Annotated in this window: 10 protein-coding genes and 1 tRNA gene; all 11 read right to left on the bottom strand. The window is 47.8% G+C overall.

What is annotated here, in order from left to right; translation table 11 throughout:
* Positions 1-164: 164 nt before the first annotated feature.
* The gene (gene rpoC, locus H528_RS0102840; protein ID WP_022852839.1) at positions 165-4256 is read right to left on the bottom strand and encodes a DNA-directed RNA polymerase subunit beta'; all 4092 of its coding nucleotides are present in this window, start codon (positions 4254-4256) and stop codon (positions 165-167) included.
* 20 nt (positions 4257-4276) lie between these two features.
* Complete coding sequence (gene rpoB / locus H528_RS0102845; protein ID WP_022852840.1) at positions 4277-8371, bottom strand: DNA-directed RNA polymerase subunit beta; 4095 nt, start codon at positions 8369-8371, stop codon at positions 4277-4279.
* A gap of 97 nt (positions 8372-8468) precedes the next feature.
* Complete coding sequence (gene rplL, locus H528_RS0102850; protein ID WP_013906904.1) at positions 8469-8858, bottom strand: 50S ribosomal protein L7/L12; 390 nt, start codon at positions 8856-8858, stop codon at positions 8469-8471.
* A gap of 26 nt (positions 8859-8884) precedes the next feature.
* A complete protein-coding gene (gene rplJ / locus H528_RS0102855; RefSeq protein WP_022852841.1) occupies positions 8885-9412 on the bottom strand; it encodes a 50S ribosomal protein L10 in 528 nt (175 codons plus the stop codon).
* Between the two features lie 168 nt (positions 9413-9580).
* On the bottom strand, positions 9581-10297 hold the full coding sequence (gene rplA, locus H528_RS0102860) for a 50S ribosomal protein L1 (protein ID WP_022852842.1): 717 nt from the start codon (positions 10295-10297) through the stop codon (positions 9581-9583).
* Between the two features lie 4 nt (positions 10298-10301).
* The gene (gene rplK / locus H528_RS0102865) at positions 10302-10730 is read right to left on the bottom strand and encodes a 50S ribosomal protein L11 (protein WP_022852843.1); all 429 of its coding nucleotides are present in this window, start codon (positions 10728-10730) and stop codon (positions 10302-10304) included.
* Between the two features lie 18 nt (positions 10731-10748).
* Positions 10749-11276, bottom strand: a complete 528-nt coding sequence (gene nusG, locus H528_RS0102870) for a transcription termination/antitermination protein NusG (protein ID WP_022852844.1) — start codon at positions 11274-11276, stop codon at positions 10749-10751.
* A 1-nt stretch (position 11277) separates the two neighbouring features.
* Complete coding sequence (gene secE, locus H528_RS12390; protein ID WP_084677631.1) at positions 11278-11565, bottom strand: preprotein translocase subunit SecE; 288 nt, start codon at positions 11563-11565, stop codon at positions 11278-11280.
* A 26-nt stretch (positions 11566-11591) separates the two neighbouring features.
* Positions 11592-11668 (bottom strand) — tRNA-Trp (locus H528_RS0102880).
* Between the two features lie 11 nt (positions 11669-11679).
* Positions 11680-11850 (bottom strand): 50S ribosomal protein L33, encoded by a 171-nt coding sequence (gene rpmG / locus H528_RS14265; RefSeq protein ID WP_084677632.1) that lies wholly within the window; start codon positions 11848-11850, stop codon positions 11680-11682.
* Positions 11851-11860: 10 nt separating this feature from the next.
* On the bottom strand, positions 11861-12148 hold a 288-nt coding region (locus H528_RS0102885; protein WP_022852845.1), incomplete at its 5' end, for an EF-Tu C-terminal domain-related protein.

The following is a 12148-nucleotide window of genomic DNA, read 5'->3' on the forward strand; positions in this document are numbered from 1 at the left end:
TTATTTTATCGCAACCACTAGATGGCTACAAGAAAAGTGGCAGTTGAATTTCAATCGTTTGCTGGAAGCCAAAAGACTACTTAATTAGCTGGGAATGATGACTTGTCAGATAACTAGAAAATGAAAAAGGGGCGGTTACCCGCCCCTTTTAGGCCCGTCTCAAGCTAAGCCGCAAGCTCAGCAGAGGTCTTCTGCTTACGCTGCTCTTCTTTCATGTCGTAATACACCCGCCCGGTTCCCGCTGGGATGAGACGGCCAATAATGATGTTTTCCTTAAGACCTCGCAGGTAATCCACCTTGCCTGCTAAAGAGGCCTCAGTGAGCACTTTGGTGGTCTCCTGGAAGGAAGCCGCCGCCAGAAAGCTCTCTACCGCAAGAGAGGCCTTGGTAATACCCAGGATAAGAGGCTCAGCCACCGCTGGACGCCCACCAAGGGCAAGGACCCTTTCGTTTTCTTCTTCAAAACGAACTTTGTCAACCAGCTCGCCTATCATGAAGTTGGTATCACCAACCTCACGAATTTTGACCTTCTTGAGCATCTGACGCACGATAACTTCAAAGTGTTTGTCGTTAATACGGACACCCTGAAGACGATAAACCTCCTGGATTTCTTCCACCAAAAAGCGCGCAAGGCCTTTAACACCTTTAACCCTTAAGATGTCATGCGGGTTAGGAGAACCTTCAATTAGTGGTTCACCTGCACGGACAAAGTCACCCTCATGCACCGCAATATGCTTACCCTTGGGAATCAGGTATTCCTTGGGATCACCAACTTCTGGCTTAACAATAAGTTTTCTTTTACCCTTGATTTCTTTATCAAAATGAACCACGCCATCGATTTCACTAATAATGGCAAATTCTTTAGGTTTACGTGCCTCAAAAAGCTCAGCCACCCTTGGCAAACCACCGGTGATGTCTTTGGTCTTGGTGGTTTCACGAGGGATCTTAGCAATAATGTCACCTGCTTTTACTTCGTCCCCTTCGTTAACAGTAAGGATAGCTCCCACAGGCAAGAGATAACGGGCATAGCCCTTACCAGGGATTTTGATTGTACGGCCTCGTTCGTCTTTGATAGAAACACGTGGGCGATAGTCTGTGTGTTTGTATTCACGGACAATAATGCTGACTTTACCGGTAATGGGGTCGGTTTTTTCGTCAACAGTCACCCCTTCGATGATGTCACCGAATTTCACCCGACCAGAAACTTCGGTAATAATCGGAATGGTAAAAGGATCCCATTCAACAAGAAGGTCTCCTGGTTTTACTTTTTGGCCTTCTTCTACCAAAATACGCGCACCGTAAACTACAGGATATCTTTCCTTCTCGCGGCCATCAGAGGTAATGATGGCAATCTCTCCCTGGCGATTCATTGCCACCAGATAACCTTCATCAGTGCGCACCGTGCGCAAGTTAATGAACTTGACCACACCCTGGCTCTGGGCCCGGTGCTCAGACTGCTCCGCGGCACGGCTTGCCGTACCACCAATGTGGAAGGTACGCATGGTAAGCTGAGTTCCTGGTTCACCGATAGACTGTGCCGCAATCACGCCTACGGCTTCACCTATTTCCACCAGGCGTCCAGTAGCAAGGTCACGCCCGTAACACTTAGCACAAACACCATGTTTGCTCTGACAGGTTAGCACCGAACGAATGGTTACCTTCTCGATACCGGCATCACGCAAACGGGCAACGGCTTTTTCGTCTATTTCCTCGTTAGCACGCACAAGGACCTCGCCGGTAACAGGATCGACTACATCCTCAAGAGCAACACGACCGAGGACACGGTCCCAAACAGGTTCCATGATTTCACCACCTTCGATAAGGTGGCCTACTTCAATCCCGTCGATGGTCTGGCAATCTTCTTCGGTAATGGTGCAATCCTGGGCCACATCCACCAAGCGACGGGTAAGATACCCTGCGTTAGCGGTTTTAAGCGCTGTATCGGCCAGCCCCTTACGGGCACCGTGAGTGGAAATAAAGTACTCAAGGACTGAAAGCCCTTCACGGAAATTAGACTTAATGGGTGTTTCGATAATCTCTCCCGTGGGTTTGGCCATCAAACCGCGCATACCCGCAAGCTGGCGGATCTGGTCTTTAGAACCACGGGCACCAGAATACGCCATGATATAAACGGGGTTGCCACTGGGACCAACAACCTTCTTGCCGTCAGGGCCAACGTATTCTTTGGTTTCCATTTCTTTGATCATTTCTTCGGTGACTTTTTCGGTCACCGTGGCCCACACGTCAACGACTTTATTGTAACGTTCACCGTCAGTTATAAGACCTTCGTGATACTGCTCCCAGATTTCCTTGACCTTACGCTCTGCTTCTTCTAAGAGTTCCTTTTTGCGTGAAGGAATATGGAGGTTATCCACACAAATTGAAAGAGCTGCCTTGGTAGCAAAGTAGTAACCCATGTCCTTCATGCGGTCTGCAAAAATGACCGTCTTTTTCGCTCCCGCCCTACGATAAGAAAGGTCTATGAGCTTCTGTAAAGCCTTTTTCGCAAGAGGCTTGTTGTATTCTTCAAATTTGATTTCTTCAGGGACAATGGTAGAGAAAAGCACCCTACCAACGGTTGTATCAACCAGCTTGCCATTCATGCGCACTTTTACTTTGGCCTGAAGATCAACTTCCCCTTCCTCATAGGCCAAAATAGCCTCTTCGCGATTGGCAAAAATGCGCCCTTCTCCCTTGGCAAAGGGACGCTCCTGGGTGATGTAAAAAATCCCAAGGACCATGTCCTGGGTGGGATAAACAACCGGGATACCGTTTGCTGGGAGAAGAATGTTGTTGGTGGAAAGCATCAGCACCCGGCTTTCAGTCTGCGCTTCCACAGAAAGCGGCAGATGCACGGCCATCTGGTCACCGTCGAAGTCTGCGTTATAAGCCACGCACACAAGGGGATGTAGCTGGATAGCTTTGGAGTCGATGAGCACCGGCTCAAAGGCCTGGATACCCAAACGATGAAGAGTAGGCGCACGGTTTAGCATCACCGGGTGTTCTTTGACAATTTCGTCAAGGGCATCCCACACCAATGGATCTTCTTTTTCCACCATCTTCTTAGCACTTTTGATGGTGGTTACGTGACCGTTTTTCTCAAGCCAGTGGTAAATAAAGGGCTTAAAAAGCTCAAGGGCCATCTTTTTAGGAAGTCCACACTGATGCATACGAAGCTCAGGGCCAACCACGATAACGGAACGCCCCGAGTAATCCACACGCTTCCCAAGAAGATTCTGACGAAAGCGCCCCTGTTTACCCTTGAGCATGTCAGAAAGGCTCTTTAAAGGACGACGGTTCGGACCAGTGACTGGACGCCCCCTGCGGCCGTTATCAAACAGGGTGTCAACCGCCTCCTGAAGCATGCGCATTTCGTTACGGACAATGATGTCCGGGGCATCAAGATCCATTAAGCGCTTAAGGCGGTTGTTACGGTTGATAACACGGCGATAAAGGTCGTTTAAATCAGAGGTGGCAAAGCGCCCACCTTCAAGAGGAACAAGCGGCCTGAGGTCAGGTGGTATCACGGGAATAACTTCAAGAATCATCCACTCTGGGCGGTTGCCAGATTCCTTGAGGGCTTCAACAATGCGCAAGCGCTTGCCAAGCTTTTTACGCTTGGCCTCACTGCGAGTCTTGGCCATTTCTTCACGAAGCTCTTGGGAAAGCTTATCTAAATCCAGGTTTTGGAGGATAGTTTTGATGGCTTCAGCACCAATGCCAATCTGAAAACGCGGCCCATGAACTTGAAGGAGATTCTGATATTCTTCTTCTGAAAGGACTTTCCCTACAGGGACTTCGGGAATGTCGCTTTCAGTTACTACAAAACTTTCAAAGTAAAGCACCCTTTCAAGCTCTTTAAGGGTCATATCGAGAAGAGCGCCAATTTTGCTGGGAATGCTTCGCAGGTACCAAATATGTGCTACAGGTGCAGCAAGGCTAATATGGCCCATTCTTTCACGGCGAACTTTGCTCTGAATTACTTCCACACCGCACTTTTCACAGATAACCCCGCGGTGTTTCATGCGCTTGTACTTTCCGCATAAACACTCGTAGTCTTTTACCGGGCCAAAGATCTTGGCACAAAATAGTCCGTCGCGCTCGGGTTTTAAGGTACGATAATTGATGGTCTCCGGTTTTTTGACCTCTCCGTGACTCCACTCAAGGATTTTTTCCGGAGAGGCCAAGCCAAGCCGCACCGCCTTGATATTCATCGGATCCTTGGGCTTGGTAAAATAGGAAAGAAGATCTTCCATATTTCTCACCCCTTAAAAGTTTATTCTTCTTCGATCATTTCTACGTCAAGGCAAAGCCCCTGAAGCTCCTTAACAAGGACTTTGAAGCTTTCAGGCAGCCCGGCCTCAAGGAAGTTGTTCCCTTTTACAATGCGCTCATACATCCTGGTTCGCCCGGTTACGTCGTCACTTTTAACCGTGAGGAACTCCTGTAGGGCGTAAGCCGCACCATAGGCCTCCATGGCCCAAACTTCCATCTCACCAAGACGCTGACCGCCAAATTGCGCCTTACCACCAAGTGGTTGCTGGGTGATCAAGGAGTAAGGACCAGTGGAACGGGCATGGATTTTGTCATCAACCAGGTGATGCAGTTTTAGCATATACATGTACCCAACAGTTACAGGCTCACGGAAGGGTTCACCGGATTTGCCATCATAAAGCACACTTTGCCCTGTCTCAGAGAGCCCGGCAAGGGAAAGCAGCTTTTTGATCTGGTACTCCTTAGCACCATCAAAAACAGGTGTTGCCACTGGCAAGCCGTCTTCAAAGGTGGCTGCAAAGGCAAGGATCTCCTCATCAGTTTTGTCTCGCAAGAATTCTTCCAGTTCTTCAGGGCTGAAGATTTCTGAAAGAAGTTGTTTAACAGCTTCTACCTGATAGGCCTTCGCAAGTTCCGCCACTTTGCGGCCAATTTCATGAGAAGCCCAACCCAAGTGGGTTTCAAGAATCTGCCCGATATTCATACGTGAAGGCACTCCAAGAGGAGAAAGCACCATATCCACCGGGGTTCCGTCTGGCAAATAAGGCATGTCTTCAATAGGAACAACCTTTGAAACTACGCCTTTGTTTCCGTGGCGTCCAGCCATTTTGTCTCCAGGCTGAAGCTTACGCTTCATGGCCACGAAGACTTTAACTACTTTGAGGACACCAGGAGGTAACTCGTCGCCTTTTTTGAGACGATTTATGCGGTCTTCGAATTGTTTGCGGATCTCAGCCTCTTTGGCCTCATAATCCCGCAAAATATCTTCCACCACGGGATCTTTCTTTTTGCCCCCCGCAAGCTCCCTTATACGAGCAAGGGGGATTCTTTCAAGGACTTCTTTGGTAATGGGCTGGCCTTTTTCAATGACTACTTCGCCCCGTATTTCTATGGTGCTGGCCGCAGTTTTGCCCGTTAGGTGTCGTTCAAGACGTTTAAGGGTGCTGCGGCGAAGGACCTCAAGGAAATCTTGCTGGTCTTTCATGAGTTTGGCAATCTCGCGGTCTTCGATTTCCTTGGCACGGGCGTCTTTTTCAATTCCCTTGCGCGTGAAGACCTTGGCATCAATAACTATCCCTTCAATACCTGGGGGGACGCGTAAAGACGTGTCTTTAACGTCACTTGCTTTCTCCCCGAAAATAGCACGCAAAAGCTTTTCCTCAGGAGAAAGCTGGGTCTCGCCTTTAGGGGTCACTTTGCCAACCAGAATGTCTCCTGGCTTCACATAGGCGCCAATCTTTACGATACCGCTGGCATCAAGGCGCTCAAGGGCTTCTTCACTTACATTGGGAATGTCTCTGGTTATCTCTTCACGCCCAAGCTTGGTCTCACGAGCTACACATTCAAACTCTTCAATGTGAATAGAGGTGAAAACATCATCACGAACCAAGCGTTCAGAAATAACGATAGAGTCTTCGAAGTTATAACCACGCCATGGCATAAAGGCCACCAGAATATTTTTGCCAAGGGCGATTTCACCTTGGCTGGTAGAAGGACCATCAGCCAAAACCTGGCCCTTCTTAACCCTCTGACCTACCTGAACAATGGGCTTCTGGGTAAAAGTGGTGTTCTGGTTGGATTTGCGCCATTTGACCAATTTATAAATTTTTACGTTGGGTATTCCGTTTCCGTTCTCACTTTCATAACGCACCACTAAACGGGTAGCATCAAGGTCTTCCACCACACCATCGGCTTCTGCAATAATGGTGAAACCTGAGTCACGCGCTACGTATTTTTCCATTCCAGTACCAACAAGCGGGGCCTCGGTACGAATTAAGGGAACCGCCTGGCGTTGCATATTTGAACCCATCAAGGCACGGTTAGCGTCGTCATGCTCTAAAAAGGGAATAAGAGAAGAAGAAACGCTGACTATTTGTACCGGACAAAGATCGATAAAGTTTACGTCTTCTCTTCTGGCCATGATAAATTCACCGGCTTTACGTGCCGGGACCATCTCATCAATAATATTGCCCTCTTTATCAATATTAATCGTGGACTGGGCTATAATATGTTCTCCCTCGTCAAGGGCACTCATGTAAACGACTTCATTGGTCACTTTGCCGTTTACCACTTTGCGATAAGGAGTTTCGATAAAACCATAGCGGTTCACCCGCGCGTAAGTGGTAAGAGAAACAATGAGGCCGATATTCGGGCCTTCTGGAGTCTCAATCGGACAAATTCTTCCGTAGTGGGTATGATGCACGTCACGAACTTCAAAGCCTGCCCGTTCGCGGGTAAGACCTCCGGGGCCTAGGGCTGAAAGCCTGCGTTTGTGGGTCATCATGGACAAGGGGTTTGTCTGGTCCATAAATTGAGAGAGTTGTCCTTGCCCGAAAAATTCTCTAAGCGCAGAGGTAACTGGCTTGGGGTTGATCAAGTCGTTGGGCATTAGGGCTTCAACATCCTGCAAAGTCATCCTTTCACGGATGGCCCTTTCCATACGGACAAGCCCAACGCGCATCTGGTTTTCCACCAACTCACCAACAGAACGAACCCTGCGGTTACCAAGATGGTCAATGTCATCAACCGGGCCTTCTGTTTCTTTGAGTTCAATGAGATGCTTAAGAACGGCCAAAATGTCTTCTTTGGTTAACACCCTGACATTCATCGGGATATCAAGACCAAGGCGCTTATTCATCTTGTAGCGCCCGACCTCAGAAAGATCATAGGTGCTAGGATCAAAGAAAAGGGACTGAAAATAGGCACGGGCAACTTCGAGGTTAGCGGGGCTAGAAGGCCGCAGGCGACGATAAATTTCGATCAAGGCTTCTTCCTGAGTATGGGCCTTATCAAGCATCAAAGTATCACGTACACAAGGGGTGTGTCTTTGTAAGCTCATGTAAAGGCATTCAACTTCTTCAATGCCAGCTTCACGAAGTTTCTCCAAAACGTCTTTGTCAACTACGGTGTTACAAGAAACAATTACCTCACCAGTATTGGGATCAATGATGTCTCGGGCTATTACCTTGCCCAAAAATTCTTCTTCAGGCACTGGAATAGTCTCAAGCCCTGCTTCTTGAATCCGTTTAAGGGCAGCCTTAGTAATCTTGCGGCCTTTTTTAAGAAGGACTTCTCCTGTTTCAGGATGATGAATATCAAGATATGCCTTTTGCCCCAATAAAATTTCAGGATCAACTACTTTTTCAATGCGGTTGGGGGCAATGATATATTTTTCTATCGGATAGAACGTAGTGAGGATCTCTTCGGTAGAAAGGCCTAAAGCTTTAAGAAAAGTTGTTACAGGAAACTTGCGCCGCCGATCAATACGGACGTACAAATAATCCCGGTGGTCAAACTCAAAATCAAGCCAAGAACCACGGGTAGGTATTACCCTTGCAAAATAAAGCACCTTACCACTTGCATGGGTTTTGCCCTTATCATGGTCAAAAAAGATTCCCGGAGAACGCTGTAGCTGATTAACAACGACCCTTTCGGTGCCGTTGATGATGAAGATACCGTCTTCAGTCATCAAAGGAACAGTTCCGAAATAAATCTCTTGTTCCTTGATATCACGAATACTTTTGTCTCCGGTGTCCGGGTCAATATCGTAGGTGAGAAGCCTTACACGCAGGCGCATAGGAGCTTCGTAGGTAAGGCCCTTTTCACGACACTCATCAGGTGTGTACTTGGGGGGTAAAATCGTATAGTCTACGAATTCAAGTTCGCAGGTCCCAGTGTAGTCTGTAATAGGGAAAACACTCTTTAAGGCCCCATGAATACCCACTTCTTCCCGAGCTTCAGGGGCTACGTCATCTTGTAAAAAACGCTTGTAAGATTCTTTTTGAATGGCTATAAGATAGGGCACATCAAGTAGAGGTTTGACCCTTCCAAAATTTTTACGTGCGCGGTTGGGAATTATGGTGAGCTCTTCTGACATAGGCTTTCGCCTCCCCTAAGAAATGATAAAACGCAAGACGGGACCTTCCTCTTCAACGAGGAGAGGTCCCAAATTCTTTTATATAAAAAACTATTTTTTACTTAATTTCAACTTTTGCGCCGGCTTCTTCGAGACGTTTTTTGAGTTCTTCAGCTTCTTCTTTGGACACGCCCTCTTTCACCGGCTTAGGTGCACTTTCAACAAGCTCTTTGGCTTCTTTCAAACCAAGACCTGTGATAGCACGTACTTCCTTGATAACCTGAATCTTGTTACCGGTAACACCAGCCAAAATAACGTCAAATTCGGTTTTTTCTTCGGCTGGAGCAGCCTCAGCGCCAGGAGCAGCGCCAGGAGCCGCAGCCACCGCAGCAACAGGGGCTGCCGCAGAAACACCAAACTTGTCTTCAAGTTCTTTGATAAACTCAGCAAGCTCTAAAACCGTCATGTTGCTGATAAATTCGATTACTTCTTCTTTTGTTACGGCCATCTTCTTTCCTCCTTACAAATTTTTGTTTAGGCCTGTTCAGCCTTTTTTTCTTTTATGGCGTTAAGAGCATACAAGAAGTTCCGTGGCACCGCTGCCAACAACTGGACAAACTGTGCCATAGGTGCCTGGAGCAACCCAAGAAGCTGCGCCATAAGGACTTCACGCGGTGGTACTTTAGCAAGGGCCTCTAACGAAGCTGCTTCTAAAGGTTTGCCGCCAAGAACCCCGCCGCGATTAATTAGGCACTCGTGTTCCTTGGCAAATTCAACCAGCACCTTAGCAACTTCTACGGGATCTTCCTTACAAATAGCAACACCAGTTGGCCCTTCAATGAACTGTTGCAAAGGCTCAGCAGGAGTCCCACTGCTGGCCAAACGCAACAAAGTGTTCTTAACCACCTGATAGCGCGCACCCTTTTCCCGCAAAAGCTTGCGTAACTCGTTACTTTCCTCTGCGGTCATCGCGCGGTAAGTGGTCACAAATACGGCGGGTGCTTCTTCAAATTCCTTGCGCAGTTTTTGGACGATCTCTTCTTTTTGTTTTCGTGTTAGCAAAAATCTCCCCCCTTTCCTTTGACATTTTGCATGTCAAAGGCAGAGGCCACCCATGGTCTAGGTAGGCCGGGCCCTTGACCCGATTAAACACCCTGGGTGTACCTACTGTCTTTGACTGGCCTTACGGCCCGCGACCTCCCGGGGGACTCTACCGGGAAATCACAAATATTAATCGCGCCCGTATTTATCGAGCAGATTTTTTACGTCCTGGGGATCAACCTTGATCCCAGGCCCCATCGTTGTTGACAAAGTAACACTTTTTATATACTGGCCTTTTGCCCCTGAAGGCTTGGCTTTGATGATGGCATCCATAAAAGCTGCCAGGTTCTCAAGAATCTTTTGAGGGCCAAAAGAAACCCTTCCTACAGGAGCATGCACTACACCAGCCCTGTCAACCTTAAAGTCCACCTTACCTGATTTAATATCTTTGACGGCTTTGGCCACATCCCAGGTGACCGTCCCTGTTTTGGCACTGGGCATTAGGCCTCTAGGCCCAAGAATTTTTCCAATTCTTCCCACAAGGGGCATCATATCAGGTGTGGCCACCGCTTTATCAAAATCAAGCCATCCTTCTTGGATCTTTTTCACCAAGTCTTCAGCTCCCACGTAATCCGCACCAGCAGCCTCAGCTTCTTTAGCCTTATCGCCTTTGGCAAAGACCGCCACTCGAGGTGCTTTACCAGTTCCGTGGGGAAGCACCACTGAACCCCTTACCATCTGGTCCGCATGGCGAGGATCAACCCCAAGGACTACGGCAACGTCAACACTTTCATCAAACTTGGCATAAGCATTATCAAGCGCAAGTTTTACCGCCTCTTCAAAGCTATATCTCTTTGAACGATCTATTTTCGCTAATGCATCCGCATATTTTTTTCCACGCGCCATGAGCCTACCCCTCTACTATTTCTATGCCCATACTACGGGCAGTACCTTCAATAGTACGCATAGCTGCCTCTAAATCAGCAGCCTGAAGATCTGGCATTTTTATTTTAGCGATCTCTTCGACTTGTTTTCTGGTCACCGTACCCACTTTTTGTCTTTTAGGGTCTGAAGCCCCCTTTTCAATACCAGCGGCCTTTTTGAGGAGAATAGATGCCGGCGGAGTCTTCAAAATAAATGTAAAAGAGCGGTCAGCATAAACCGTAATAACCGCGGGAATGATCATTCCTTCCTGGCCTTTTGTCTTGGCATTAAAGGCCTTACAAAATTCCATTATGTTCACACCGTGCTGACCAAGCGCAGGCCCCACTGGAGGAGACGGATTAGCCTGCCCTGCTGGGAGTTGCAATTTAATAACCGCTATTACCTTCTTTGCCATCCTACCTCACCTCAAAACTTAAATTTTCTGCACGTGAGCAAACTCTAGCTCTACAGGAGTCTCTCTCCCAAAAATGCTAACTAAAACCCGTACCTTTCCTTTGTCGGGTTTTACTTCTTCAACTACGCCATGAAAGTTAGCAAAAGGCCCTTGTGTCACCCTCACCCTGTCTCCAGGTTCAAATTGATACCTGGGCTTGGGCTTAATCTCAGCAACCTTCAAGCGATCAATAATCTTTTGCGCGTCTTCCTCACGCAACGGAAGAGGTTTTTCCCCTCCCATGAAGCCGACTACTTTATCTATTTTTTTGATAACGTCAAATATTTCTGGCAAGGGCTCGGCCTTAATAAGCAGATATCCAGGATAAAACCGCCGCGCTACCGGCCCTGAAGGAAGACCTATAATTTCAATAATCTTTTCAGGCGGGACGATTATTTCAGAAACATTATCTGAAAGCCCCGCTTCCTCAAGAACCTCTTTAATGCGCTCTTTGAGCTCCTTCTCAAAACCAGCGTATACGTGAACTACAAACCACTGCTCTGCCATCTCAGTAAACCAGCCACTGAACAATTTTTGAAAGGATAGTATCAATCAAGCCCAAATAAAAAGAAACAAATAACGTAAAGCTGACTACCGCGGTAGTTGTGGCAATAGTCTCTTTACGGGTTGGCCAAGTAATTTTATTGAACTCAACCTTAACCTCAACCAAAAAATTCTTGGCCCGCGCTAAAAAGTTTTCATCCTGTTGAGTCTTAAGCGGCACTACCTTAGCAGGCTCTGCCTGCCCAGGTGTAGCCGAAGACATCCTTTGCTTACGCGTACGCCTCTTGGCCATTTCCCTCTCCGCAAAATGATAAAAAATGGCAGGCCAGGAGGGATTCGAACCCCCAACCCCCGGATTTGGAGTCCGGTGCTCTAGCCGTTCGAGCTACTGGCCTGCGCTGACAAACTATTTAGCTTTTACTTCCCTGTGAATCGTGTGTTTGCGATCCCAGGGACAATATTTACGCAATTCTAACTTGTCTGGAGTGTTACGACGATTCTTTGTCGTAGTGTAGTTACGACGTTTACACTCAGTACATTGCAAATGTATAGTGACACGAACATCTGATTTAGCCATGACCCATCACCTATTCCAAAATCTTGGTAACAACACCGGCACCTACCGTGCGACCACCTTCTCTTATCGCAAACCTCAAACCCTCTTCCATCGCTACCGGCTTTATCAACTGCACCTCAAACTCTACGTTGTCTCCAGGCATCACCATCTCCACTCCCTCAGGCAACGTCACCACCCCCGTCACATCCGTCGTCCTGAAATAAAACTGCGGCCTATATCCGTTGAAAAACGGCGTGTGACGCCCTCCTTCCTCCTTCGTCAATATGTACACCTCTGCCTTAAAGCGCGTGTGCGGCGT

It is taken from the genome of Thermodesulfatator atlanticus DSM 21156 (genome assembly GCF_000421585.1).
Classification (GTDB): domain Bacteria; phylum Desulfobacterota; class Thermodesulfobacteria; order Thermodesulfobacteriales; family Thermodesulfatatoraceae; genus Thermodesulfatator; species Thermodesulfatator atlanticus.

Excerpts from the sequence above, each read along its gene's own strand:
- rplL (WP_013906904.1), bottom strand. The coding sequence starts at position 8,858 with ATGGCCGTAACAAAAGAAGAAGTAATCGAATTTATCAGCAACATGACG.
- rplA (WP_022852842.1), bottom strand. The coding sequence starts at position 10,297 with ATGGCGCGTGGAAAAAAATATGCGGATGCATTAGCGAAAATAGATCGT.
- rpmG (WP_084677632.1), bottom strand. The coding sequence starts at position 11,850 with ATGGCTAAATCAGATGTTCGTGTCACTATACATTTGCAATGTACTGAG.
- rplK (WP_022852843.1), bottom strand. The coding sequence starts at position 10,730 with ATGGCAAAGAAGGTAATAGCGGTTATTAAATTGCAACTCCCAGCAGGG.
- secE (WP_084677631.1), bottom strand. The coding sequence starts at position 11,565 with ATGGCCAAGAGGCGTACGCGTAAGCAAAGGATGTCTTCGGCTACACCT.
- nusG (WP_022852844.1), bottom strand. The coding sequence starts at position 11,276 with ATGGCAGAGCAGTGGTTTGTAGTTCACGTATACGCTGGTTTTGAGAAG.
- rpoB (WP_022852840.1), bottom strand. The coding sequence starts at position 8,371 with ATGTCAGAAGAGCTCACCATAATTCCCAACCGCGCACGTAAAAATTTT.
- rpoC (WP_022852839.1), bottom strand. The coding sequence starts at position 4,256 with ATGGAAGATCTTCTTTCCTATTTTACCAAGCCCAAGGATCCGATGAAT.